Annotated in this window: 25 protein-coding genes; 6 read left to right on the plus strand and 19 right to left on the minus strand. The window is 54.9% G+C overall.

What is annotated here, in order from left to right; translation table 11 throughout:
• The first annotated feature begins 92 nt into the window (after positions 1–92).
• From AB7933_RS01060 to AB7933_RS01080, 5 genes are read left to right on the plus strand one after another with little or no spacing between them, the layout of a single operon-like run.
• Complete coding sequence (locus AB7933_RS01060) at positions 93–2,069, plus strand: copper resistance system multicopper oxidase (RefSeq protein ID WP_024078243.1); 1,977 nt, start codon at positions 93–95, stop codon at positions 2,067–2,069.
• 12 nt (positions 2,070–2,081) lie between these two features.
• The gene (locus AB7933_RS01065; RefSeq protein WP_154502361.1) at positions 2,082–2,330 is read left to right on the plus strand and encodes a hypothetical protein; all 249 of its coding nucleotides are present in this window, start codon (positions 2,082–2,084) and stop codon (positions 2,328–2,330) included.
• Positions 2,302–3,276, plus strand: a complete 975-nt coding sequence (locus AB7933_RS01070; protein WP_019821351.1) for a copper resistance protein B — start codon at positions 2,302–2,304, stop codon at positions 3,274–3,276. Before AB7933_RS01065 ends, AB7933_RS01070 begins: the two co-directional genes overlap by 29 nt.
• Before the next feature lie 9 nt (positions 3,277–3,285).
• Entirely contained in the window at positions 3,286–4,101 is an 816-nt protein-coding gene (locus tag AB7933_RS01075; protein ID WP_024078244.1) for a c-type cytochrome, read from the plus strand.
• Positions 4,091–4,558 (plus strand): DUF411 domain-containing protein, encoded by a 468-nt coding sequence (locus AB7933_RS01080; protein WP_024078245.1) that lies wholly within the window; start codon positions 4,091–4,093, stop codon positions 4,556–4,558. The genes AB7933_RS01075 and AB7933_RS01080 overlap by 11 nt, the downstream gene beginning before the upstream one ends.
• Before the next feature lie 305 nt (positions 4,559–4,863).
• Here AB7933_RS01080 and AB7933_RS01085 read toward each other — a convergent pair whose 3' ends face one another.
• Together AB7933_RS01085 and AB7933_RS01090 are read right to left on the minus strand one after the other, a co-directional pair.
• Positions 4,864–5,196: a DUF2790 domain-containing protein gene (locus AB7933_RS01085; protein WP_032874284.1), complete on the minus strand. Its 333-nt coding sequence runs from the start codon at positions 5,194–5,196 to the stop codon at positions 4,864–4,866.
• 188 nt (positions 5,197–5,384) lie between these two features.
• Positions 5,385–6,122 carry a hypothetical protein gene (locus AB7933_RS01090; protein ID WP_024078246.1) on the minus strand — a complete coding sequence of 246 codons (738 nt, stop codon included), beginning with the start codon at positions 6,120–6,122 and terminating at the stop codon, positions 5,385–5,387.
• Between the two features lie 85 nt (positions 6,123–6,207).
• On the opposite strand from AB7933_RS01090, the gene AB7933_RS01095 reads away from it, so the two are divergent.
• Positions 6,208–7,170, plus strand: a complete 963-nt coding sequence (locus AB7933_RS01095) for an IS30-like element ISPpu17 family transposase (protein ID WP_004577240.1) — start codon at positions 6,208–6,210, stop codon at positions 7,168–7,170.
• Here the strand turns inward: AB7933_RS01095 and AB7933_RS01100 are convergent.
• From AB7933_RS01100 to AB7933_RS01180, 17 genes are all read right to left on the minus strand, one after another.
• Positions 7,093–8,085, minus strand: a complete 993-nt coding sequence (locus AB7933_RS01100) for a TniQ family protein (protein WP_236645998.1) — start codon at positions 8,083–8,085, stop codon at positions 7,093–7,095. The genes AB7933_RS01095 and AB7933_RS01100 overlap by 78 nt on opposite strands.
• Positions 8,086–8,446: 361 nt before the next feature.
• Positions 8,447–10,114 (minus strand): TnsD family Tn7-like transposition protein, encoded by a 1,668-nt coding sequence (locus AB7933_RS01105; RefSeq protein ID WP_019821343.1) that lies wholly within the window; start codon positions 10,112–10,114, stop codon positions 8,447–8,449.
• A gap of 16 nt (positions 10,115–10,130) precedes the next feature.
• On the minus strand, positions 10,131–11,591 hold the full coding sequence (locus AB7933_RS01110) for an ATP-binding protein (RefSeq protein ID WP_019821342.1): 1,461 nt from the start codon (positions 11,589–11,591) through the stop codon (positions 10,131–10,133).
• Positions 11,588–13,756: a Mu transposase C-terminal domain-containing protein gene (locus AB7933_RS01115; RefSeq protein ID WP_019821340.1), complete on the minus strand. Its 2,169-nt coding sequence runs from the start codon at positions 13,754–13,756 to the stop codon at positions 11,588–11,590. Before AB7933_RS01115 ends, AB7933_RS01110 begins: the two co-directional genes overlap by 4 nt.
• Positions 13,753–14,607 (minus strand): TnsA endonuclease N-terminal domain-containing protein, encoded by an 855-nt coding sequence (locus AB7933_RS01120; RefSeq protein ID WP_019821338.1) that lies wholly within the window; start codon positions 14,605–14,607, stop codon positions 13,753–13,755. Before AB7933_RS01120 ends, AB7933_RS01115 begins: the two co-directional genes overlap by 4 nt.
• A gap of 283 nt (positions 14,608–14,890) precedes the next feature.
• On the minus strand, positions 14,891–16,723 hold the full coding sequence (glmS, locus tag AB7933_RS01125; protein WP_024078248.1) for a glutamine--fructose-6-phosphate transaminase (isomerizing): 1,833 nt from the start codon (positions 16,721–16,723) through the stop codon (positions 14,891–14,893).
• 10 nt (positions 16,724–16,733) lie between these two features.
• Positions 16,734–17,501: a DeoR/GlpR family DNA-binding transcription regulator gene (locus tag AB7933_RS01130; RefSeq protein WP_024078249.1), complete on the minus strand. Its 768-nt coding sequence runs from the start codon at positions 17,499–17,501 to the stop codon at positions 16,734–16,736.
• A 230-nt stretch (positions 17,502–17,731) separates the two neighbouring features.
• Positions 17,732–19,099, minus strand: a complete 1,368-nt coding sequence (gene glmU / locus AB7933_RS01135) for a bifunctional UDP-N-acetylglucosamine diphosphorylase/glucosamine-1-phosphate N-acetyltransferase GlmU (RefSeq protein WP_024078250.1) — start codon at positions 19,097–19,099, stop codon at positions 17,732–17,734.
• Positions 19,100–19,222: 123 nt separating this feature from the next.
• Positions 19,223–19,639: a F0F1 ATP synthase subunit epsilon gene (locus tag AB7933_RS01140; protein ID WP_024078251.1), complete on the minus strand. Its 417-nt coding sequence runs from the start codon at positions 19,637–19,639 to the stop codon at positions 19,223–19,225.
• A gap of 44 nt (positions 19,640–19,683) precedes the next feature.
• Positions 19,684–21,060: a F0F1 ATP synthase subunit beta gene (gene atpD, locus AB7933_RS01145; RefSeq protein ID WP_024078252.1), complete on the minus strand. Its 1,377-nt coding sequence runs from the start codon at positions 21,058–21,060 to the stop codon at positions 19,684–19,686.
• A gap of 27 nt (positions 21,061–21,087) precedes the next feature.
• Positions 21,088–21,948 carry a F0F1 ATP synthase subunit gamma gene (gene atpG, locus AB7933_RS01150; protein ID WP_003233565.1) on the minus strand — a complete coding sequence of 287 codons (861 nt, stop codon included), beginning with the start codon at positions 21,946–21,948 and terminating at the stop codon, positions 21,088–21,090.
• Positions 21,949–21,998: 50 nt separating this feature from the next.
• On the minus strand, positions 21,999–23,543 hold the full coding sequence (gene atpA, locus AB7933_RS01155) for a F0F1 ATP synthase subunit alpha (protein ID WP_003177064.1): 1,545 nt from the start codon (positions 23,541–23,543) through the stop codon (positions 21,999–22,001).
• 21 nt (positions 23,544–23,564) lie between these two features.
• A complete protein-coding gene (locus AB7933_RS01160) occupies positions 23,565–24,101 on the minus strand; it encodes a F0F1 ATP synthase subunit delta (protein WP_024078253.1) in 537 nt (178 codons plus the stop codon).
• A 12-nt stretch (positions 24,102–24,113) separates the two neighbouring features.
• Entirely contained in the window at positions 24,114–24,584 is a 471-nt protein-coding gene (locus AB7933_RS01165) for a F0F1 ATP synthase subunit B (protein ID WP_015886647.1), read from the minus strand.
• Positions 24,585–24,641: 57 nt separating this feature from the next.
• Positions 24,642–24,899 (minus strand): F0F1 ATP synthase subunit C, encoded by a 258-nt coding sequence (atpE, locus tag AB7933_RS01170; protein ID WP_002555987.1) that lies wholly within the window; start codon positions 24,897–24,899, stop codon positions 24,642–24,644.
• 133 nt (positions 24,900–25,032) lie between these two features.
• Positions 25,033–25,902 carry a F0F1 ATP synthase subunit A gene (gene atpB / locus AB7933_RS01175; protein ID WP_024078254.1) on the minus strand — a complete coding sequence of 290 codons (870 nt, stop codon included), beginning with the start codon at positions 25,900–25,902 and terminating at the stop codon, positions 25,033–25,035.
• A gap of 16 nt (positions 25,903–25,918) precedes the next feature.
• Positions 25,919–26,326 carry a F0F1 ATP synthase subunit I gene (locus AB7933_RS01180; protein ID WP_024078255.1) on the minus strand — a complete coding sequence of 136 codons (408 nt, stop codon included), beginning with the start codon at positions 26,324–26,326 and terminating at the stop codon, positions 25,919–25,921.
• Positions 26,327–26,386: the final 60 nt, after the last annotated feature.

Below are 26,386 nucleotides of genomic sequence, written 5' to 3' on the forward strand. Positions count from 1 at the left end.
ATTACACCCCCCGAGAGAGTGCCTTCACCTGTTTGAGCAACTCATTGGTTGTTTCGCACGGCTTCCCTTTTGACTGATCGGACATAAACGGCATGCATTCCAAAACCTCTAGGCGGACATTCGTTAAAGGCCTGGCCGCTGGTGGCATTCTCGGCGGCCTGGGTCTGTGGCGCACTCCTGTATGGGCAGTGACCAGTCCTGGTCTGCCGAGCGTTCTCACCGGTAACGAATTTGATCTGTTTATTGGTGAAACCCCTGTAAACATAACTGGCTCGCCGCGCACAGCCATGACCATCAATGGTTCGTTGCCCGGACCTTTGCTGCGCTGGCGCGAAGGCGAGACGGTCACACTGCGTGTGAAAAATCGCCTAGACCAAGACACCTCCATTCATTGGCACGGGATCATTCTGCCCGCCAATATGGACGGTGTACCGGGTTTGAGTTTCCATGGCATCGCGCCCGATGGCATGTACGAGTACAAATTCAAGGTGCATCAGAACGGTACGTACTGGTACCACAGCCACTCTGGTTTGCAGGAGCAGGCAGGCGTTTACGGTCCAATCGTCATCGACTCGAAAGAGCCTGAACCTTTTCAATACAACCGCGATTATGTGGTGATGTTGACTGACTGGACCGATGAAGATCCTAGTCGCGTCATGGCCAAGCTCAAGAAGCAATCGGACTACTACAATCACCACAAACGTACCGTGGGCGACTTTATCGACGACGTCAGCAAGCAAGGTTGGTCTGCTGCCGTGGCCGACCGGAAGATGTGGGCTGAAATGAAAATGAACCCCACTGATCTCGCAGACGTCAGTGGGGATACTTACACCTATCTCATGAATGGCCAGGCGCCTAACGGTAACTGGACCGGTATTTTCAAGCCGGGCGAGAAGCTGCGCCTGCGCTTTATCAACGGCTCAGCTATGAGCTATTTCGACGTCCGCATCCCTGGTTTGAAAATGACCGTTGTGGCGGCTGACGGCCAACATGTCGAACCAGTCAGCGTCGATGAATTCCGCATCGCCGTGGCAGAAACGTATGACGTGATCGTAGAACCTGCCAGCGAAGAAGCTTACACAATCTTCGCCCAGTCCATGGATAGAACCGGTTATGCACGTGGAACCTTGGCAGTTCGCGAAGGATTAAAGGCACAGGTACCTGCGATCGATCCTCGGCCGCTTTTGACCATGGATGACATGGGTATGGGCGGTATGGCGGGCATGGACCATGGCAGCATGGCTGGTATGGGCGGCGGCGATATGAAACAAGGTGACATGTCAGGCATGGCGGGCATGGACCACAGCAAAATGGCGGGAATGGACCAAAGTGACATGACCGGGATGACCGGCATGGACAGCGGTGACATGACTAACATGGCCGGTATGGACCACAGCAAGATGGCGGGAATGGACAAAGGCGACATGTCCAACATGGCCGGCATGGACCACAGCAAGATGGCGGGAATGGACAAAGGCGACATGTCCAACATGGCTGGCATGGACCACAGCAAGATGGCAGGGATGGGCGGTATGGGTGGCGAAATGCAAACTCACCCAGCGTCCGAAACCAACAACCCGTTGGTTGACATGCAAGCCATGAACCCAACGCCCAAGCTAAACGATCCAGGCATCGGGTTACGAAACAATGGTCGTCGAGTGCTCACCTACTCAGACCTGAAAAGCACCTTCCAAGACCCTGACGGTCGCGAGCCCAATCGCACCATTGAGCTTCATCTGACCGGTCACATGGAGAAGTTTTCGTGGTCCTTCAACGGCATCAAATTCTCTGACGCCGAGCCGCTTCGTCTGAAGTATGGGGAGCGTCTGCGTATCACCCTGGTGAACGACACCATGATGACCCACCCCATCCACCTTCACGGCATGTGGAGCGACCTTGAAGATGAGAACGGCAAGTTCATGGTGCGCAAGCACACAATCGACATGCCACCAGGTACCAAGCGCAGCTATCGAGTCACCGCCGATGCCTTAGGTCGCTGGGCCTATCACTGCCACCTGCTTTTCCATATGGAAATGGGCATGTTCCGTGAAGTACGGGTTGATGAGTAAAGGAGACGATCTGTGAGCACATACCTAAATCGTAAATCGCTGGTCGGTTGCCTCTTTGCCGTCGGCTTGATGGGTGGACTCTCGTCCGTGGCGCTGGCAGTCGAAGATAGTAGTGTTCATTCACCTGCTACTCCTGCGGAAGCAACGAGCAAGCCTCCAACTGCGACAAACGAGTCAAAGCCCGATCACGGGTCAATGGATCACAGCAAGATGAGCCATGAGTCGATGGATCATGACCAAAAAACCAAAAAGGCAGATTGAGATCATGACCAGTAAGTTTTTACGCCCAACGTTGATAGCACTGGCAGTCTCTACCAGTCCTGCTTTCTTTGTCGTGGTTCACGCCGCTGAAGAGATGGATCACTCCAAGATGGACCACGGCTCAATCGGAGCTATGGACCATAGCAAGATGGGGGCTATGGATCACAGCAAGATGAGTATGGATGACGGGCAAATGGACGGAATGGAAAGTATGGATGGAGGGGCGACTACCACCAGTCGAACCCCAGTCCCCGTACTTACCGACGCTGACCGTGCAGCCGCCTTTCCAGATGTCGCTGGTCATGGTGTCCACGACAAAAAACTAAATTCCTTCATGCTGCTGGATAAATTTGAGTACCAGGATGCTGACAACGGTAGTGCATTGGCCTGGGATGCAAAAGGATGGATCGGCGGTGACGTTGACCGACTGTGGTTGCGCTCGGAAGGCGAACGTACCAATGGCGTAACGGAAAACGCTGAACTCTCAGCACTTTGGGGGCACTCCATCGGTCCATGGTGGGATGTCGTCACCGGCGTACGACAAGACTTCAAACCCGGGTCACCACAAACTTGGGGAGCGCTCGGTATTCAGGGCATGGCCCTCTATAACTTTGAAGCCGAAGCGACCGCCTACATCGGTGAGAACGGTCAAACCGCTGCTCGATTGGAAGGCGACTACGACATTCTGCTGACCAATCGCCTGATCTTGCAGCCGACGGCCGAAGCCAATTTTTACGGAAAAAATGATCCCCAGCGCGGCATTGGGTCTGGATTGGCAAACACCGAAGTAGGGCTCCGATTGCGTTATGAGATTGTTCGCCAATTTGCCCCTTACATTGGTGTTAGCTGGAGCCGCTCCTACGGCAATACGGCAGATCTGGCCAGCGATGAAGGAGAGGATGCCAACGAGGCCCGGTTTGTCGCCGGTATTCGGATGTGGTTTTGAGGGCCTGACATGAAAAGAACATTGAAAACATTGACTGCTGCCGGGGTGGTTGCCGCAATAACAGGTGCCGGCGTGGTTTATTTTGGTGTGATCAATGTTGGGGCGGATGAACCACATTCCGATCCCGTTTACGCGCTACTTTCCACCGCTCGGGATCGCTCGATCGAAGTGCGCTCACGCGACATTAAAGTCCCCGACCTGAGCGAAGAAGCTCTCATCCGCGCAGGTGCTGGCAACTACAACTCTATGTGCATCGGTTGCCATCTGGCTCCGGGTATTGCAGGAACCGAGTTAAGTAATAGCCTTTACCCTGCACCTCCGAATCTTTCAAAACTGGGCGTTGATGGAAACCCTGCCGCAGCTTTCTGGATCATCAAGCATGGAATCAAATCCACAGGCATGCCCGCTTGGGGTAAAAGCATGGCCGATCCCTACATATGGGGAATGGTCGCTTTTCTCCAGCAACTGCCTTCATTGGATGCAGAGCAATACAAAGCTCTAGCAACCAGCAGCGGTGGTCATCAACACGGTGGCGGTGAGAGCAAAATGCATAACCATGAAGGCCAGCATGAGGGCCAAAAAGGCGTTGTCGCGGGGCATCATGACGCGAGTGCAGCCGAAGAGATAGCCGAAGCAGGCGACCATCATGGCGAGAGAAACAGCGCTCATGCCCATGAGGCGGCCGCAGCGCCTTCTCAGGATGAAAGTACCGAACACGCCCATCCTCAGGTTGTGGAGGCTTCACATGACGCCCCTGAAACTCCGGCCACTCAGCCAAAAACTCATACCCACGCTGATGGGAAGGAACATACCCATGCGAAATAACTTTCTTCGTCCCGGTCGGGCACTTCGCCTCGCTGCATTTGCGGCTCTGTTTATCAGTTCAGCTGGTCATGCAGCAGAGTCGCTGACGATCGACGTCCATCGTGACGCTAACTGTGGATGCTGCAAGAAGTGGATCCAGCACCTTGAAGCTAACGGCTTCACCGTCGTTGATCATGTAGAAACCAACATGAGCGCGGTCAAGCAGGATCTCGGTGTTGCTCCACGACTCTCGTCCTGCCACACAGCAATGATCAATGGAAAGTTTGTTGAAGGTCACGTGCCCGCCGAGCAAATCATTGCGATGAGCAAACGTGACGACCTTCTCGGGATCGCCGTTCCTGGCATGCCGGCCGGCTCCCCAGGAATGGAAGTGGACGGGAAACATGACGCTTATAAGGTAATCGGCTTGTCCAAAGCAGGCACAGACCACGTCATTGCTGAATACCCCGGAAACTGATCTTCTAATCTTGTTCCTGCATGGTCAGGGTCATGGCAGTGCAGAGGACATAGCTCATTTTGAACGTAAAAAAGGCGCCACTAGGGCGCCTAAACCGCCTCCCAAACCAAAGGAGAAACAAGGAGGCGGGATGTATCTGGTGGTTGAGCAATACTTCACTGCGCGTTAGAAACCTTTCAACTGACAGAGATGATTTCATAAAATGGATAACTTCAGCCTGTCCTGAAAATTACTTCTACGTCAGCGGGCAGTAAGCTTGTTCGGACAAACGGAAAATTATGTTGCGCTTAAATAATTTGCATGGTCTAGCTTCCATGTGGGCAGTTGTCGGCCATAACCTTATATTCCACGGTGTTAAGCTTGCCGGTAGAGTCTTCGTAGGTCATGCGCGAAGGAGCAATACCACAGGTTTTATTGGCTTGTGTGACACTGACGACCTTCTGGATATCGAGGTTCATACCATATTCATAATGAACAATTTCAGGAGGTGTCTTACCATTTCTTGAGGCGTATTGTTCCATTGCCTGTTGGTTCTCTTGCATCATTCGACCATAAACGCGGTCACCGCCTCCCTCAGCCATGGCCAAAGCAGATAAGGTCAAAATAGTAGCGGCAAAAAATCCTTTCATTGCTGTCATTGCTTTCATAATTATCTCCAGAGCTCAATTATTTCTGAGTTAAAGAGTAACAAGTGAAAGCTTTCAGAAAGCTGCCGCGAATGTTACTAATGTGAAAGGTGGACCCTGCTCCGCGTCTACGCTTAGGAGCCAGATGGGATTTTTATTATCACCTGAGGTTGGCAGACGCTGACGGAATACAGATGCCCTCAAAAGCTTATTGGAACCGGTGGTCCCTCCCAATTCCTCGATACGCCGGTAGATCTGAGCAAGGCCTCCGCGTCGACTCCGGTTCTTGCCAAGCTTTCCAGATCCCACTCGAAGAAACTGGAAAAAACCAGGAAAACCTTGCTTGCTACCGCTGAGGTCAATCTTACCGTCGAGTAATTCACCGGGAGCTTCATCCTGATGAGTTCAGAGACAGTCCACACCAAAGTTCTTAGACGGAAATGCCATACTGACTCTTGATGAATCTTGATCTGTTGATAAGTAAGGGGAAACTTCTGCTTGCGCAGATCCAGTTCATGAGGTAACGAACTTGGGAGCAGCGATTGCAAATTCCGAATGTTCACTCTCTTCGGATCTTTCGTAACTTTGTATAGCTCATCTACGCCCGCTTCGATAAGGGCTGCATACGCGCCGTCTCTAGAGTCGACAGACTTCTCGGCCGTAACTGCAACTTTTTTAGGTGCACGGAGTTTTGCCATTAACCATGCGTTATCATTTTCTAGAATCCATTGCGTAGGTTTGTACGCTTTCTTCCAGAGGTACTCGACATCGGCGTCGGCACGTAGCGCTAAAAGCAACTCAATTTTTTGGCGATATCTAGTTTTTTGGTTAGGATGCGATTCTTCGCCTTTGGGAACTCGCGGAGAAATAGAGGCACTCAGCAGGATAGACTCATTCTTCAGAGCCTCTTCAAAGTCATCTGCACTGCCTGAATTCATAGAATAAGCGCAACGCTTGAAACGAGAGGCAGAGAGCCAGCCACCGGTAGAATCCAGGCTCTCACACCGAAGGATTCAAGCGCAGATGACTACGCATTACCGGCAGCTGACTCAGGGACAACGTTACCAGATTGAGGCTGGCTTGAGCGCCGCAGAGAGCCAGGCGAGCATTGCAAAGCGGGTCGGCGTGCATCCCTCGACGATCAGTCGCGAGGTTCGCCGCAACAGCACCCAGAATATCTACAAGGCTGTTTCTGCGGCCCATGAAAGTGATGCTCGTCGAGCGGGTGCGCGCAAGTTTTGCAAGCCGGCGACATGGCTCAGCCATCATCTCCCGGTGTGGCTCAAGCATGGCATGAGTCCGGAGCAGATCGCCCAGCGGTTGAAGCAGGAGCAGCCAAGCCGGGCGGTCAGCCATGAGTGGATTTATCGGTTCATTGCCGCCGAACAGCGCGCCGGTGGTGAGCTTTATACCTATCTGCGACATCGCCGAAAGCGCTACCGGAAACGCTATGGAAGCCACGATCGGCGCGGGCAGCTGCGTAATCGCGTGTCAATCAGTGAACGCCCAGCCGAGGTCGAAAGCCGCGAGCGCCTGGGGGACTGGGAGGGCGATACGGTACATGGACTGGGCGGTAACCTGGTGACCCTGGTTGATCGCAAAAGCGGCTATCTGAGCGCCTATCCGGTCAAGCGCAGAACGCGCCGGCAGGTAACGCGGGCGATCAATCTGATGCTTCAGGGCCATGCCGCTCACACGCTGACGCTGGATAACGGAAGGGAGTTTGCCGGGCATGAACGCATCGCGCTACGGAGCCAGTGCCAGGTCTTTTTTGCAGACCCCTATTCATCCTGGCAACGTGGCACCAATGAAAACACCAACGGTCTGCTCCGCCAGTATTTCCCCAAGGGCAGCGACTTCAGCAAGCTGACCGTCGAAGCCGTCAATCGGACAGTAGCGAGGATCAATCTACGCCCGCGCAAGCGCTTGGGCTGGAAGACGCCGTACGAAGTGCATACAGGGGTGAGCGTTGCACTTATGTGTTGAATTCAGGCTGGAAAACAAATGAAGAGCAATGATCAAATGCCGCGCGAGCGGCATATTTAGCTGACCTTTGTCTGATTTGAGCCGGATCCATTGCTCATGCTTCCCGGTGTTATAGGCTGGATCAATCTGCGACAAAAGCTCATCGCCGTAAGCGCTTTGGATGCTGTCGAATAGTTTTGCGATACCCGCATTTTTTCCGAAAATGAATCCGCGTTTCTTGCATTGGCGGACGTAGCACGAACTTAATACCGTACTGCCTATCGGAGGAATATTGCGTTGCAAGATATCGTGTGCGAACAGGGCGACTTTCTGTTCCAGATTTGAGCCCTTGTGAGTCGCTGCGCTGTTTAAGGGGCTCCAGCCGCACGCGCATGGCTCAGTCAGATTGGGAAGTAGCTTCAATTTTCGGTAGAACGGGCGAGAGCACTCGGGGCAGGCATGGATCAATGCGTCGCCATGACGCCAACAGACGGCAACACCGGGTATCTGGTGAGATCGATGCCAGTAGGCAGAACCCCGATCAATCAAATCCTCCTGAACGCAGGTAGGACAAAGCTTAGCCTTGCCATGGGTGGACTCTTCTCTGCGGGGCACCCGTACCACCCCGTCATAACCGAGCGGTCCTACGTTGTTCTCCGGACCCTGCTTAACCCCAAGAAAAGGTCGGTAAGCAGGAAAAGTCGTGTTGCTACTGATCAGCTCTGCGAGATTGCTCTCCGATTGCCCCGGCAGCCTGTGGGCGAGCCTCTCGATCTGCTTGGGTACGATGCCACCAATGCAAAAGGGTTTCGATGCGAACAAATCGCGGTAGGTTTCTGTCGCGGTTCTATTGCCTGACAGATAGTGATAGCGGGTGACACGAGAGTGCAGCATTTCATCCGGCATCGATACGGGGAAAAATAATAGATCAGACATCATTTACCGATTAAAGGTAGGGCTCGAAGAGAACGTGCATCCGAGGGCAGTATATATGCAACCCGTAAAATTCTGTATCCGGCCTGGATTTGGAAATGACACAGCCGCTCAACTTTGAATCGTAGTGAATTCATTTAAACCCTGCCGCGACCGTACTCCTTGAATACAACACACGTATCGATAACCCGCGTAGGTCAGCCCATGGCGATTGCTCGCAGGTTAGTACATTTTACTTGCTGATCGTGATCATGCGTATTCCGGACCTATTCTGGAAGGTGCAAATTTTCATTAACAGAAAAACAATGTGTTCACGGTGAATTAATTCAGAACGTTTTTTAGATGGAGGGAATGGCGGGCTGGATTACAGCGTGGGCCGAATGCTCGCGACCCGGTAGAGCGAAGAACGTGATACAGGCTTGCCCTCCGAGAGCAATTTGCGTCTAGCCCATCGCAGACGCCTATCGTGAAAGCCTTCGATTGATTCACATACTTTGTCGAGCATTGCTGCACAGAGAGGAAGCTTGCAGAGCTGCTTTTCGAAGCGAGACAGAACATGAAGCTCCCGGCCAATTCTGGTACGCGAGATGCGGACAGGCTTACCCGCAAGAGCATAAAGCGCTTCAGCACACTGACGGACTTCTTCGGCCAGTCTCGCATCGAGGGCAGCGAACATTTCGGCGCTATTTAGACGGGGCGTACGATGGGGGCTTGGGTTTACAGTTGACTCCGAAAGCCACTGCCTATCGTGGCGATACAGCCACGCATACCCCCTGCATGCATGTGCTTTGTAAAAGCGATAATCAGCCTCGAAAGCCGCGCGTCTTGCGCATAGCTCAATGTGAAATCGTGCCTCCCTCCAAGCACCTTGCCCGCCGGCTACATTTCGGATGTGACGATAGACATACGCCAATGAAACGCCTAGAACGGCAGCGATCTTTTTGGCATCAGCTCCCTCAAGAGCATGTTTCCACACAGCGGCTGACGAACAGTCCAGGCCTTCACCAGGCATCACCGGAGAAAGGCGCGTGTGAAGTCGAATGTGAGCTTTCGGACCACACGCCACCGCCTGTTTCATTGGGCGTTGACCATGCAGCAAGCTCACCATGTCAATGCCCAGAGCACCGGCCAATAAAATGTATTTGAGCGGATGGTGGGAGGTTATTGGCGTACGAAGCAGCTTCATGACCCATGAGGCGGGTGTACCTGCACGAACTTCTCCGAGTATAGAAAATTCCCATTCTCGCGGGAGTGCAGCAAAAAAATCGGCCATGTGCTGCGCCAGCATGTGCAGGTGCAAGCGATGGTTATCAGAGGCAAGGTTAAGCTGCGTTGCCCTTTGTAAAAGCGTGTAGCGCACCGCCTCCGCCGACAAAGCACTGACTTCAGACTCGATGACCTGAAGTGATCGCAACGCTATTTCGTGAAGCGGCGGCATGCGCAGCAACGGGGTATCGAGAAGTACCGTGTGTGCTTGCACATTCTCATCACTCGGCAGATTGAGTTGTCGAGAGCTACGGCTGGACCAGCGAGGATCAAGGATCCTAAGTGACGTGCCGTGATGCGGACATACCAGCACGCCTGGAAGCATGTGGACCCTGTGCCAGTAAGCAACTCCCCGTTGGGCCTGATCTTGGGCGATACATTCTGGGCATAACCGCACTCGGGAGGCGAATCCAATACGGCTCGCGTTGACGCCCAGCTTCAACATCAAGCCCTTCCCATCGGCAGTCATCAGCGTCCGAGCGTGTTCTACCTGGCTCATACTCAAAAACGGCGCATAGTAGGGTAATAGCGTGTGACGCATGAGGACCTCGGCTATCGATAGCTCGGTACCGCTGGGTAGCGCGTCGACAAACTCCCCTAAATGACTTGGGAATGCCACATTTTGCGAAAATGCTGCCGCCGATTTCAGTCCGGCAAATGCTTCTTGGCAATTACGAACACCGCAAAGACGGGCATAGCGAGAAATCACGCTGTGCAGCGTCTCGTCGGGAAACGCGGCGGGGAAGAAATGGAGTTTAAGGTGCACTTCGCCACCTCCCGACTCACGCTTTGTGGTACATCGGTGAGAACTCAAACAGGTCCTCGTTGAGCCAGCCCGCAGCGCGCAGAGCATCGAGGGGAGCGTCATGTTCGCTTAGCGCTGTAGCCTCTGAGTTTTCCACTGCAGTAGCAATTGGCGATGGGTGGCCTTTCGCAAGAATGGTTGGAGATGGGTCTACCGGCTTCTCACGGGATACAACACTTCGAAGCAAGGCAAGGCGATCCTCTCGTGCCAAACCATCGAAGACCATCATTTCGCTCAGCTGATCCTCAATCGGCAGCAAATCGTCGAACTGTCGCATCCGCTTCGGATCTCGGCTACGCAGAGCTGAAAGGGCTGGCTTTAGAATCTGCATTTTTGAGTTGCTTACCTTCACCAGGACCTCGGCAGTCAAACACTCCGAGCCACTCTGGACCGCATAACGCTGACTCAATACCAGCAGCTTGACCAGGAAATCTGTGACGCCTTGAGTGTGCTCATACAGCGTGTCGAAAATCTCGTCGGTCAGCTCAGCAGTCTGTTTGCACCACTGATAGCTCCAGAGATTTTCGACTAACAACCGCCACTCCTCATCATCTTTCTCGAATCGTTTGAATTCCAGCGTACCGGCACCACAGACTCGGCGGGCAGTCCGCATGACTTCTGAGAACAGGCTAATCGTAGAGTTCGTGCCACTGAAAACGACCGGGATACCAATGTTGTTAACCAAGTGCAGAAAGAAATTCAGCATGCTCTCCTTACCACCGGTTTTCGCCAAGTGGAGGTTTTGCAGCTCGTCGATTAACAAGGCGCCGATGAAAAACGTGCTGGCCACCTGCTCCATCTGTTGCAGCGCATCATTGATGTTTCGATGCCTGTAGCGCTTGTGATAGTCCTTGTCTCCTAGAGCGTCACCAACTGCATAAAAAAACTGCTGGCAAAATCCAGCCAGCGATCCATCCCGAGGGCAGTCAAGCTTCAGCCAAGTGATTTGGGTATGAACAAACTGCTTTCCCTCATAACGCTCATGACGGATTGTCTGTGGATAAAGGCTCAAAATGGCGTGGAGTGCCGTCGACTTGCCAATGCCGCTCAGGCCGACGACGGTGAACGTTTCTGCAGTGGACTTGAACGCATCGTGGTAACGCTGAGCCCCCGATAAAGAATGCAAATGCCGGACGGTAGCGGGCGACATCGGGTTACGCCCAACATACCCTCGACGGATGAGCAGTGAAAACAGGGCCTCCAGTTCCAGGTGTAACAAAAACGGCTGCACCACGGTTCTCAACCGGTCGATACAGTGAATTCGAGTGGATCCTTCGAGGGTCAGCTCTTTCGGATCCACCGGCTGAGGAAAATTCGAGATCAGCTCAATAGCCGCCGCCTCCGACAATATCGGAGGCAAAGCTTCGATAAGCGGATTGCCCGCATACTCACTTATGTCCTGTTTGACGTAATTGGCAAACGTCTGCGCACCTTTCATTTTGCCTGTCCTGGCCGAATTCTTTTGAGCAAATCGATAACCTGCGCAGTTCGCTCGCCGGCATATGAGTCATGCGCTTTCGGTGTCAATTCAGATTGAAGTGAAGCTGGCTCCGCCCTGACGCCTTCAGGAACAACCGCATTTTCACGCTCACGGAGACGTTCTTCTGCGCGGTTCTCGCGGATGTTCCCAGTGGCCTCTGCCTTGGTGGGCGGAGCAGGTTCCAATTTTCGTTCTGCGAGCGCATGACTGATGATCTGGTGGACCTGATCGCTAAGCTGGACACGGCTTTCCAGCTCGGCTCGCCGGCGAGTAGGCGGTTTTTGGCGATAGGCTTCGAGCAGATCAAAAATCTCGTCCGAGCGGTAATTCGCGTAACCGGCATCCGATCGTCGAAGATCACAGCGGATAAACTGCTTGGCCTCTCCCTGGATCCAGATGTGCGCCGCAGAGTTCGGATCGAACCAACACTCTATTGACCAAACGCCCCCTTTGCGAGCCTTGGCAAACCAATCTTTCTCTATGGCCATATCACACACGTAGTGCATGCCGCGAAACATCACCCCGCCCTTTTGAACGGTCGCGCGCTCGCGCGGCAAGAGATGGAGGTAAACCAGCTCGTCGGGACGTTTGTTGGATTCGATCAGGTCGTTTTCGCAGGCCCAATTCCATATCCCGTTGGGCGTAGGTTCAACGCCGTCATTCATCATCGCCTGAGTCAGTCGGTCAGGCTGTCGATGGTGCCGGTTATAGTGGAGCACGCAATTGATGAGTATCTGGGTGAACTCTTTGAGGTTCAGCGTGGCATCGAGCCGGTAATCTCGCTCGCCTCGCTCTTTGTCTCGCGCAGCTACCCCGCCAGGTAGCCATCTGATACCCGTCAAATCATTCAAAATGCCAAACCGACTTTCTACCATAGGCTTCCAATCAGGCCGATAAGGCGGAGCAGTGCCCATCTCAATTCCCAAGCCTGACGATAGCCCCTCTGCTGCCAGTGACAACATCTCTCCCCTGTCGGCGTAAATCTGGTGGGGCAGGTGGTGACAATTCCAATCATCTGAATTGATTTCAACGCCGTTCTGAGCGCAGAACTCGACTTTGGAGGTAAACGCGTTGAACAGCGCTTGCCTCGCCCCGTTCCAACTGGGACCTTCCAATCCTACATAGAGGCCAACAATCATTCCGGAGAAACTATCCACAACGATATAAACTACGGGCCGGCCAATGAGCATCCGTCTAGAGTAGCTGTTGACCAAATAAATATCGGCAATAGTTGCGTCGATTTCGAACTGATGACACGGTCCACGCAGCCAATCGCGAACGGTACCTGAAAGCGGACGGCAGTCCTTTAACCACTTCCTCAACCCTTTACGGCCACGCTCGGTTTCAATTTCGTCGAAAAAAATCTGTCCCCAATATCTGAACTGCCTCAGGCTGGGCAGCTCTAAGCTAGGCAGCAAACGAAGCTCTTCTTCACTGTTTTTAGAGATGTCTCGAACCGAGTAGAATCTTCTCAACATTTCGTCATATGCGCTCGAAATAGAAGACTTTTTATCTTTTACATAAAGGGAATACCCAACTCGGATGCATCGTTTATCAACCGCACCGAGCATCTTGGAAGGCGCAGTAAGAACGCCTTGAAACTTAGGCTTTCGCCCTGGAGGCCTACTTGGATCATATTTTCTATCGGCAACACCTACCGCCGAGTAATTATTAAGCAATGAGTTTCGAACTTGACCATAAAACCAATATCGGTAAAGAAGCCGATAGATAGTTTTTCGCTGGATTCCGAGCTCTGACGCCCGTTTGCTAACAAGCCGGCCTAACTCCCCCCGTACAAATATTTGTCCTGGATATTCAGGATCTAGCAGAGGGGCGATGACGGCCCACTTTTCGTCCCGGCCTTGCTTGGCTCTCTCATCCAACTGCTCCTCAAGCACAAGCATAAACTCGGGCGTGGTGATGGCTGCTGGTTTGGTGTGACCAGACGCTAGCGAGCGACGCAGCTCATCAAGACCAACAGCGTACGGCTGCCGGGGAGGGTCAGCTAGATCTATCACAACTGCTAAGTCATGCGTTTCATCCTGGTAAATGAGCCTGGCTATCGTAGAGATGACCGACAGATCGGTAACAGGCTCGAAAACGTCATTAACGAGAACAGTCATGACATTTTCTCCATCAACGATACTTGGGCAGGGATCTGGAAAACTTCGAAGTCAGGAACTAGACCAGTAAGGTGGAGAGGAGTGTTAACCAAATCTATTTTCAGTATCTTGTTCCAAACCAGATGGAAGAAAATTGCTTGAGCATCTATATAGGAAATGGACAGAAGGCATGCTATTTTTCTTAGACAGGTGGCCAAGGTCCACGAATATTCCCGGCTGTTTGCTAGGCAGTCGATAAAATTCGAATGCAACGGGACTTTCATTAAATCGCGATGCAGCTTCGAGTATTTTCTGATTAGTCCAAGATTTTTTATCAAATCTCGTGTAAAAAACTCATCTGTGACGATCTTCCAATCAACACCTTGGCTATGCCAAAAGCGCTTTTCAATCTCAAGTTTTTCAAGCGTGCGGTTACTTCCTTTGCCAACTAGGTCGGATCGATACTTCACAGTTCTAGCTACCGACTTAAAGTTTCCGTTCAAGTCCTTAACAGTTAGCAGGAAATCTGTTGTCATTACATAGGGCAGTGTCGTTCTAGGGTATCTGGGATAACGTACATCTATTGCCGACGCTATCGCTTGCGCACGCTCTGTAGGTAGTAACGGATATTGCTCACGGATATCCACGACGTTTTCAGAAAATTCACACACAAGGAAGTACGAACGCTCGAGATCTGACAGTAGGTGATGAATCCTCTCGATCTTCACACCTTGGATCTTGTGCGAACGACCTATCGACGGGACATCTTGTACCCGCAGCCAAGGCACGTAGCTTGCCCCGGCGCCTTCGCCAAATCCATTTGCAATATGCCGTTCAATGTCTTGCTGTGATGCAAACTTACGACCTCGCAACCCACGCCTCCTCAGTCGATGCGGACCGCTTCACCTCACGCCGAGAAAAAGTCGTAGAAGGACATGACCGCCGTAGCGGCCATATTTCAAAGCGTTTTCTAGACTACACCCGCGGAGAGTTGAAGCGATGAATCCAGACCAAAGGGAAAGCCTGGAAAGGAAAAACCCCCATAGATACGGGGGTTTGGGCCTTGTGTCAATCTATGTTCATGAGTGTCAAACTTTATTGTTTTGTGTCAATCTTTATTGTTCAAAACCAGTTGGGCCTCCAGGGTAAAGCGGGTTACTCCACCGTCACCGACTTCGCCAGGTTACGTGGCTGGTCAACGTCGGTGCCCTTGAGCACCGCGACGTAGTACGACAGCAGCTGCAGCGGGATGGTGTAGAGGATCGGCGACAGGGTGTCGTGGATATGCGGCATGTTGATGACGTGGGTGCCTTCGCCGTTGGTCATGCCGGCTTTTTCGTCGGCGAAGACGATCAACTGGCCGCCACGGGCACGGACTTCCTGCAGGTTGGACTTGAGCTTCTCCAGCAGTTCGTTGTTTGGCGCCACGGTGACCACCGGCATGTCGTCGTCCACCAGCGCCAATGGGCCGTGTTTCAACTCGCCGGCCGGATAAGCTTCGGCGTGGATATAGGAGATTTCCTTGAGCTTCAGGGAGCCTTCCATCGCTACCGGGTACTGGGCGCCACGACCCAGGAACAGGGTGTGATTCTTGTCGGCAAACAGCTCGGCAACTTTTTCTACCGTGCTGTCCATGGCCAGGGCTTCGCCCAGGCGCGTCGGCAGGCGGCGCAGTTCCTCTACCAGGGTGGCTTCGACACCGGCAGCCAATGTGCCACGTACCTGACCCAGGGACAGGGTCAGCAGCAGCAGGCCCACCAGTTGGGTGGTGAACGCCTTGGTGGAGGCGACGCCGATTTCGCGACCGGCTTGGGTCAGCAGGGTCAGGTCGGACTCACGCACCAGGGAGCTGATGCTGACGTTGCAAATCGCCAGGCTGGCGAGGAAGCCCAGTTCCTTGGCGTTACGCAGGGCCGCCAGGGTGTCGGCGGTTTCACCGGACTGGGAGATGGTCACGAACAGGCTGTCGGGCTGCACCACCACCTTGCGGTAGCGGAATTCGCTGGCGACTTCGACCTGGCAAGGGATGCCGGCCAGTTCTTCCAACCAGTAACGCGCAACCATACCGGCGTGGTAGCTGGTGCCGCAGGCGACGATCTGGACATTGCGTACTTTGGCGAACAGCTCGGCGGCCTGCGGGCCAAAGGCGTTGACCAGCACTTGCTTGTCGCCCAGGCGACCTTCCAGGGTGCGTTGCACCACGGCGGGCTGCTCGTGGATTTCCTTGAGCATGAAGTGGCGGAACTCGCCTTTGTCGGCGGCTTCGGCACCATCGCGGTATTGCACGGCTTCGCGCTCGACGGATTGGCCGTTGACGTCCCAGATCTGCACGCTTTCACGGCGGATGTCGGCAATATCGCCTTCTTCCAGGTACATGAAACGGTCGGTGACCTGGCGCAGGGCCAGTTGGTCGGAGGCGAGGAAGTTCTCGCCCAGGCCCAGGCCGATCACCAACGGGCTGCCGCTGCGGGCGGCGACCAGGCGGTCGGGCTGGCTGGCACTGATCACCGCCAGGCCGTAGGCGCCGTGCAGCTCCTTGACGGTGGCCTTGAGGGCGACAGTCAGGTCACCGAGGTCCTTGAGCTTGTGGTTCAGCAGGTGGGCAATGACTTCGGTATCGGTGTCCGAGGTGAACACATAGCCCAGGCCCTTGAGTTGTTCGCGCAGCACTTCGTGGTTTTCGATGATGCCGTTATGCACCACCGCCAGGTCACCGGAGAAATGCGGGTGGGCGTTGCGTTCGCACGGCGCACCGTGGGTAGCCCAACGGGTGTGGGCAATGCCCAGGCGGCCGACCAGCGGCTCACCGAGCAACGCCTGCTCCAGCTCGCTGACCTTGCCTGGGCGACGCATGCGTTCGAGCTTGCCGGCGTTGGTGAAGACAGCCACACCGGCGCTGTCATAGCCACGGTATTCCAGGCGCTTGAGGCCTTCGAGCAAGATGGCGGTGACGTTGCGTTCAGCGACTGCGCCTACAATTCCACACATGGTGTTTCTCCTAGATGATTGCCGCGCATATCAGCGTAATGCCGCGGGCTTGGATCTGGTCGCGGGCCTCGAGCGGCAGGCGATCATCGGTAATAAGGGTATGGACGCTGCTCCAGGGCAGTTCCAGGTTGGGAATCTTGCGGCCGATCTTGTCGGATTCGACCATCACCACCACTTCCCGGGCGACTTCGGCCATCACGCGGCTCAGGCCCAGCAATTCATTAAAGGTGGTGGTACCGCGCTGCAGATCGATGCCGTCGGCACCGATGAACAGTTGATCAAAGTCGTAGGACCGCAACACCTGCTCGGCAACTTGCCCCTGGAACGAGTCCGAATGGGGGTCCCAGGTGCCGCCGGTCATCAACAGCACCGGCTCGTGTTCCAGTTCGCTCAAGGCGCTGGCCACGTGCAGGGAGTTGGTCATCACCACCAGGCCGGGCTGATGGCCCAGTTCGGGGATCATGGCGGCGGTGGTGCTGCCGCTGTCGATGATGATGCGCGCGTGTTCGCGCAGACGCATCACGGCAGCACGGGCGATAGCGCGCTTGTAGGCCGAGATGGGCTGGGCCGGATCACCGACCAGTTCCTGGGGCATGGTGATTGCGCCGCCGTAGCGACGCAGCAACAGGCCGTTGCTTTCGAGGGCGGCCAGGTCCTTGCGGATGGTCACTTCCGAGGTTTCGAAACGCTTGGCCAGTTCGTCCACGCTGACTTCGCCCTGTTCATTGAGCAACGTCAGGATGTTGTGGCGTCGTTGGGGTGTATTTCGTTTCGACATGGTAATGATAAGTTTCGTTTCGAAATATAACGAAGGTAATCAAAACCTATTGGCAAGATATCGTCAAGCGTCGGGAACAGATTTTTCGAACAACACACGACAAATGTGGGAGGGGGCTTGCCCCCCGATTGCGGTAGATCAGCCGATCTAAAACATTGACTGAAAATCCGCCATCGGGGGCAAGCCCCCTCCCACATTTGGATAGCACTGCTGATGAGGCTATGGATAACTCAGGTCTTTTTGATTTTGACCGGACGCTTCCATCCGTCAATGTTGCGTTGGCGGGCGCGGGCTACGGCCAGTTGGGACTTATCCACATCCTGATTGATGGTGGAACCGGCAGCGGTGTTCGAGCCATCTCCGATGGTTACAGGTGCAACCAACGAATTATTGGAGCCTATAAACACATCCTCACCAATAGTCGTCTGATACTTGTTGGCACCGTCGTAGTTGCAGGTGATGGTGCCGGCGCCGATGTTGGTCCGCGCACCGATCACAGCATCGCCCAGGTACGTTAAGTGGCCGGCCTTGGCGCCTTCGCCCAGATGGGCGTTTTTCAATTCGACAAAGTTACCCACATGGGCCTTGGCTCCCAACACGCTGCCCGGACGCAACCGTGCAAACGGACCCGCATCACTGCCCTCGCCCATCACGGCACCGTCGATATGACTATTGGCCTTGATCACCACGCCTTTGCGCAGGGTGCTATCCTTGATCACGCAGTTCGGGCCGATCACCACGTCGTCTTCGATGATCACGCGGCCTTCGAGGATGACGTTGATATCGATCAGCACGTCGCGGCCCACGGTGACTTCACCACGTACATCAAAACGCGCCGGGTCGCGCAGGGTCACGCCCTGGGCCATCAGGCGGCGGCCTTCACGCAGTTGGTAGTGACGTTCGAGCTCTGCAAGCTGCTTGCGGTCGTTGGCGCCTTGCACTTCCATAGGGTCGTGGGGCTGCTCGGTGGCGACCAGCAGGCCATCGCTGACAGCCATTTCGATCACGTCAGTGAGGTAGTACTCGCCCTGGGCGTTGTTGTTGGACAAACGGCTCATCCAATCCGCGAGCTTATTGGCAGGGACCGCAAGAATACCGGTGTTGCCTTCGGTAATGGCGCGCTGGGCTTCGCTGGCGTCCTTGTGCTCGACGATGGCCGCGACCTTCCCGTCAGTGTTACGCACGATGCGCCCGTAGCCGGTAGGGTCATCCAGCTCTACGGTGAGCAGGCCCATCTGGCCAGGTACTACATGCTTGAGCAGGCGTTGCAGGGTTTCGACTTCGATCAGCGGCACATCGCCGTAGAGGATCAGCACGGTGTCGGCTGTGATGAACGGCACGGCTTGGGCGGTGGCGTGACCGGTCCCCAGTTGCTTGTCTTGCAGAACGAAATTCAGGTCATCCGCGGCCAGGCGCTCACGCACCACATCAGCACCATGGCCGATCACCACGTGGATACGTTGTGGGTCCAACTGCCGGGCACTGTGGATAACATGCCCGAGCATGGAGTTACCCGCGACCGGGTGCAGCACCTTGGGCAATGCCGAACGCATGCGGGTGCCCTGGCCTGCGGCGAGAATGACGATTTCAAGAGACATGAATGGCTACCAATCCTGGGCGGTCCGGCTTCAGACCAGAGAAGTGTTTTGCTAAAAAAGAAAAAGGGTAGCCGAGGCTACCCTTTTTAATCAATCGCGCATGAAGCATGACGGCGTGGCCGCTTACTTCTTGCGGATCTGCTGGAGCGTGCGCAGCTGAGCTGCAGCCTCGGCCAGACGTACAGCAGCAGCGCTGTAGTCGAAGTCCGCACCTTTCTCGTGCAGGGCCTTCTCGGCAGCCTTGACGGCTTCCTGAGCAGAAGCTTCGTCCAGGTCGCCAGCACGTTGCACGGTGTCGGCAAGTACCTTGACCATGTTCGGCTGAACCTCGAGGAAACCACCGGAGATGTAGAACACCTCCTTTTCCCCGCCTTGCTTGGTCAGCGTAATCGGACCTGGCTTCAAGCTGGTGATCAATGGCGCGTGGCCCATGGCAATACCCAGGTCACCGAGTTCGCCGTGTGCAATCACCATTTCTACCAGACCGGAGAAGATTTCCCCTTCCGCGCTGACGATATCGCAATGGACTGTCATAGCCATCTGATTGCCTCAACCTGATGAGCGCCCGTTGCCGGGCGCCGGGATTACAGTTTCTTGGCTTTCTCGATCGCTTCTTCGATGCCGCCGACCATGTAGAACGCTTGTTCTGGCAGGTGGTCGTAGTCACCGTTGAGGATGCCTTTGAAGCCAGCAATGGTGTCTTTCAGGGAAACGTATTTACCAGAGGCACCGGTGAAGACTTCAGCCACGAAGAACGGCTGCGACAAGAAGCGCTGGATCTTACGAGCGCGGGATACCAACTGCTTGTCGGTTTCCGACAGTTCGTCCATACCCAGGATCGCAATGATGTCCTTCAGTTCTTTGTAACGCTGCAGCACGTACTGAACGCCGCGAGCGGTGTCGTAGTGCTCCTGGCCGATCACGTTCGGGTCCAGTTGGCGCGAAGTCGAGTCGAGTGGATCGACCGCTGGGTAGATACCCAGGGAAGCGATGTCACGGGACAGTACGACGGTGGCGTCCAAGTGGGCGAAGGTGGTCGCAGGCGACGGGTCGGTCAAGTCATCCGCAGGTACGTATACCGCTTGGATCGAGGTGATCGAACCTTCCTTGGTCGAAGTGATACGTTCTTGCAGAACGCCCATCTCTTCAGCCAGAGTCGGCTGGTAGCCTACTGCCGAAGGCATACGGCCCAGCAGTGCGGATACTTCAGTACCGGCCAAGGTGTAACGATAGATGTTGTCGACGAACAGCAGAACGTCGTTACCTTCGTCACGGAACTTCTCGGCCATGGTCAGGCCAGTCAGGGCTACGCGCAGACGGTTTCCCGGCGGCTCGTTCATCTGACCGTAAACCAGTGCCACTTTGTCCAGAACGTTGGAGTCCTTCATCTCGTGGTAGAAGTCGTTACCCTCACGAGTACGCTCACCCACACCGGCGAACACGGAATAACCGCTGTGCTCGATGGCGATGTTACGGATCAGTTCCATCATGTTTACGGTCTTGCCTACACCGGCACCACCGAACAGACCGACTTTACCGCCCTTGGCGAACGGGCAAACCAGGTCGATAACCTTGATGCCGGTTTCCAGCAGGTCGTTGCCGCCAGCTTGTTCCGCGAACGAAGGTGCTGGACGGTGAATGCCCCAGCGCTCTTCGGTGTCGATCGGGCCAGCTTCGTCAATCGGGTTGCCCAGTACGTCCATGATCCGGCCCAGGGTCGCTTTACCGACCGGTACGGAGATGGCAGCGCCAGAGTCGACAACGTCCAGACCGCGCTTCAAGCCTTCGGTAGAACCCATCGCAATGGTACGAACTACGCCGTCGCCCAGCTGCTGCTGAACTTCCAGGGTAGTTTCCGCGCCTTGTACTTTCAGCGCGTTGTAGATGCTCGGTACGCTGTCGCGTGGAAATTCCACGTCGATAACGGCGCCGATGATTTGAACGATACGTCCGCTACTCATAGCTGGATCCTCTGAATATTTGAACCGTTAAACCGCGGCAGCGCCGCCGACGATTTCCGAGATCTCTTGGGTGATCGCAGCCTGACGCGCCTTGTTGTAGATCAGCTGCAAATCGCTGATCAGATCACCGGCGTTATCGGTAGCGTTTTTCATCGCGATCATCCGCGCCGCTTGTTCAGCTGCGTTGTTCTCGACCACCGCCTGGTACACCTGCGACTCCACGTAGCGCACCATCAAGCCGTCAAGCAGCTCTTTGGCGTCTGGTTCGTAGAGGTAGTCCCAGTGGTGCTTGAGTTCCTGATCCGGGGTCGCCACCAGTGGGATCAATTGCTCCACGGTTGGCTGCTGGGTCATGGTGTTGATGAACTTGTTGGATACCACGGACAGGCGGTCAATCCGGCCCTCCAGGTACGCATCCAGCATCACCTTCACACTGCCGATCAGATCATTGATCGACGGTTCTTCACCCAGGTGGCTGATAGCTGCAACGACGTTACCGCCGAAGTTACGGAAAAAGGCCGCACCCTTGCTACCAACGACACACAGATCGATCTCGACGCCGTTTTCGCGGTTTACCGCCATGTCCTTGACCAGGGCCTTGAACAGGTTGGTATTCAAACCACCGCACAAACCACGGTCACTGCTCACTACCACATAACCCACACGCTTGACTGCGCGGTCGATCATGAACGGGTGGCGGTATTCCGGGTTGGCGTTGGCCAGATGCCCAATTACCTGGCGGATACGCTCCGCATAAGGACGGCTAGCAGCCATGCGCATTTGTGCCTTGCGCATTTTGCTGACCGCCACTTTTTCCATGGCGCTGGTAATTTTTTGCGTGCTTTTGATGCTCGCAATCTTACTGCGAATCTCTTTTGCGCCTGCCATGTAACACCTATCAGGTTAGCAAGCGGGAGCCTTGCGGCTCCCGCTGCGGCTTACCAGGTTTGGGTGGCCTTGAACTTCTCGATACCGGCTTTCATGCCAGCGTCGATATCGTCATTGAAGTCACCCTTCACGTTGATCTTCGCCATCAATTCGGCGTGATCGCGGTTGAAGTAAGCAATCAGCGCTTGTTCAAAGCTGCCGACCTTGGCGATTTCAACGTCGGTCAGGAACCCACGCTCAGCGGCATACAGCGACAACGCCATGTCAGCGATCGACATTGGGGCGTATTGCTTCTGCTTCATCAGCTCGGTAACGCGCTGACCATGCTCAAGTTGCTTACGGGTCGCTTCGTCCAGGTCAGAAGCGAACTGGGCGAATGCCGCCAGTTCACGGTACTGAGCCAGAGCGGTACGGATACCACCGGAGAGCTTCTTGATGATCTTGGTCTGAGCGGCACCACCCACACGGGATACCGAAACACCGGCGTTCACTGCAGGGCGAATGCCCGAGTTGAACATGGCCGATTCCAGGAAGATCTGACCGTCGGTGATGGAAATCACGTTGGTCGGAACGAACGCGGAAACGTCGCCAGCCTGGGTTTCGATGATCGGCAATGCGGTCAGGGAGCCGGTTTTGCCGGTCACTGCGCCGTTGGTGAACTTCTCTACGTATTCTTCCGAAACGCGGGATGCGCGCTCCAGCAGACGGGAGTGGAGATAGAACACGTCGCCTGGGTAAGCTTCACGGCCTGGTGGACGGCGCAGCAGCAGGGAAATCTGGCGGTAAGCCACTGCTTGCTTGGACAGATCGTCATAAACGATCAGCGCGTCTTCACCGCGGTCGCGGAAGAATTCACCCATGGTGCAACCGGAGTACGGTGCCAGGAATTGCAGCGCAGGAGATTCCGAAGCACTGGCAGCCACGATGATCGTGTTGGCCAGGGCGCCGTTTTCTTCCAGCTTGCGAACCACGTTGGCGATGGTCGATTGCTTCTGACCAATGGCTACGTAGACGCAGAAAATGCCGCTGTTCTTCTGGTTGATGATCGCGTCGATCGCCAGAGCGGTTTTACCGATCTGACGGTCACCGATGATCAGCTCACGCTGGCCACGGCCGACAGGGATCATGGCATCGACAGCCTTGTAGCCAGTCTGTACAGGCTGGTCTACCGACTTACGCCAGATCACGCCTGGAGCAACTTTCTCGACCGCATCGGTCTCGGTGTTGCCCAGTGGACCTTTACCGTCAACAGGGTTACCCAGTGCGTCGACTACGCGACCCAGCAGTTCCTTACCAACCGGAACCTCCAGGATGCGGCCGGTGCACTTGGCGCTCATGCCTTCAGCCAGACTGGTGTACGCACCCAATACAACGGCACCTACGGAGTCTTGCTCCAGGTTGAGGGCCATACCGTAGACGCCGCCCGGAAACTCGATCATCTCGCCGTACATGACGTCGGCCAGACCGTGAATCCGCACGATACCGTCAGATACGCTGACGACAGTGCCTTCGTTACGGGCTTGGGAGGTCACATCGAGCTTGTCGATGCGGCCCTTGATAATTTCACTTATTTCGGAAGGATTGAGTTGCTGCATTGCTCTGCTGCCCCTTCAAACTCAAGATTTCAATGCTTCGGCAAGTTTCGCGATTTTGCCGCGAATCGAGCCATCGATAACCAGGTCGCCGGCGCGGATAACGACACCACCAATCAGGGATGCGTCCTCCGTAGCTTGCAGGCGCACTTCCCGATTGAGTCGTGCACTGAGAACCTTGGCGAGTTTGTCTTGCTGTTCTTGGTTCAATGCAAAAGCACTGGTCACTTCAACGTCTACCGATTTCTCCGCTTCGGCCTTGTACAGGTCGAACAGAGCGGCAATCTCCGGCAGTAGCGGGAGACGGCCGTTTTCGGCAACGACGTGGATGAAGTTCTGCACTTTCACATCAAACTTGTCGCCGCACACTTCAATAAAAGTGGCGGCCTTGTCTGCGCTCGTCAGGCGCGGGGCCTTGAGCACGCGCTGCATGGTGTCGTCTTGCGACACTGCTGCAGCCAGGCCGAGCATGGCTGACCAAGAGGCCAGCTGCTGGTGGGCCTGGGCGTGCTCGAAGGCTGCCTTAGCATAAGGTCGGGCCAACGTGGTCAGTTCTGCCATGATCGCCCTCGCTTAAATTTCAGCAGCCAGTTTGTTAACCAGCTCCGCGTGCGCGTTTTGATCGATTGTGGCACCGAGGATCTTCTCTGCACCGCCGACCGCCAGAGCACCCAGTTGGGCACGCAGCGCGTCTTTGACGCCGTTCAGTTCCTGTTCGATCTCGGCATGAGCCGAAGCCTTCACACGGTCAGCTTCGACGCGGGCTTTTTCAACAGCCTCTTCGACGATCTGGTTGCCGCGCTTCTTGGCTTGCTCAATGATTTCAGCTGCCTGTGCTTTAGCATCGCGCAGTTGATGACCCACTTTCTCTTGGGCCAACTCCAGGTCGCGAGCTGCACGGCTGGCAGCGTCCAAACCATCAGCGATCTTCTTCTGACGTTCGTGCAAAGCCGCGATGACCGGAGGCCACACGAACTTCATGCAAAACACTACAAAAATGAAGAACGCAACGGATTGGCCAATCAGGGTTGCATTAATGTTCACGCCAACACCTCGCTCATTCGTTGTCCATCACCCCAATCAACTCGAAAATTCGAGTGATTAGCCAGCGAGTTGACCAACGAAGGGGTTCGCGAAGGTGAAGAACAGAGCGATACCAACGCCGATCATGGTTACGGCGTCGAGCAGGCCGGCAACGATGAACATTTTAACTTGCAGCATTGGGACCATTTCTGGCTGACGCGCTGCGCCTTCCAGGAATTTGCCGCCCAGCAGGCCGAAACCAATGGCAGTACCCAGGGCGCCCAGGCCGATCAACAGTGCAACAGCGATAGCGGTTAGACCAACTACAGTTTCCATCTTTCCTCCCGACTTTTACGTCGTATGGTTTAGGTTTTTTAGATTTTAAAGCGGTAAAACAAATCGTTTCATAGCCCTTTCAGGCCACCTTCCCGTTTCACCGGGAAGGACATCAGACTAGTCGAGACTGGTCTTAATGGTTCTCTTCGTGCGCCATCGACAGGTAGACGATGGTCAGCATCATGAAGATAAACGCCTGCAGGGTGATGATCAGGATGTGGAACACAGCCCACGCCCACTGCAGAACAACGCCCAGGCCGCTAAGCCAGAGCAGACCACTGCCGAACATCACAGCGATCAGAATGAATACCAGCTCGCCGGCATACATGTTGCCGAACAGTCGCAGTGCCAGGGAAATCGGCTTGGCGACCAGGGTTACGAATTCCAGCAGGAAGTTCACCGGGATCAGCAGGGCTTGAACGAAGATGTTCTTGCTGCCGAACGGGTGCAGGGTCAGTTCGCCGATGAAGCCGCCGATGCCCTTGACCTTGATGCTGTAGAAAATGATCAACGCGAACACCGACAGGGCCATGCCCAGGGTGGCGTTAGGATCCGTGGTGGAAACCGCACGGAATGGAATGTGGTGATCGCCGGAAATCAGGATGGCCAGTTGAGGAATCCAATCGACCGGTACCAGGTCGACGGCGTTCATCAGGAACACCCAGACGAAGATGGTCAGTGCCAGCGGTGCAATCACCGGGCTACGGCCATGGAAGCTGTCTTTCACGCTGCCATCGACGAATTCGACCAATACTTCAACGAAGTTCTGCAAGGCACCCGGCTGACCGGAGGTCGCCTTCTTTGCCGCCATGCGGAAAATCAGGACGAAGATCAGACCCAATGCGACCGACCAGCCCAGAGTATCCAGGTGGAAAGCCCAAAAGCCCATTTCCTTGGCTTCTGCTGCGGTGTGGGCGAAGCCCCAGCCGCCGTTGGGAAGCTGACCAAAGGTCAGGTTCTGCAAGTGGTGCTGGATATAGCCCGAAGCGGTTGTTTCTGCCATGGTTGCCTCAAACGCCCTAAGGTTTCGAAAGTCTTGTTTTCATTAGCAGGGGAGCGAACCAGCTGACCAGTTGGGTCAACACGAAGACGCCGAATACAGCCAGCGGCGCCAATGGCTTCACACCTGCAAAGGTCAATGCAAACAGCACTGCCGTCAAAATCAGTTTCCCCGCCTCGCCGGCATAAAAAGACCGGACGATGGCCTGGGCTGCTCGGGCGCCGGAAAACCGAAAGGCCCTGTGAGCAAAATACATATTGGGCAGCAAGGCTATCAGGCCTCCGCAGAGTCCTGAATACCCGGCTACGACTCCATGCCAGTACCAAAGCGCCAATGCGGCGATCAGCACCATGACAAATTGAGCCAATAAAACCGGGAAAACGGCCAAGCGATGGAACGGCAACGTGTTTGGCGTGCGGGTTTCCATCACTCTTGCTCCTCAATGGTCGGCTGCCGGAAATCAATAACTTGGCATAATTTGTGCCGA

The organism is Pseudomonas gorinensis, from assembly GCF_042015035.1.
GTDB classification, from domain to species: Bacteria; Pseudomonadota; Gammaproteobacteria; order Pseudomonadales; family Pseudomonadaceae; genus Aquipseudomonas; species Aquipseudomonas gorinensis.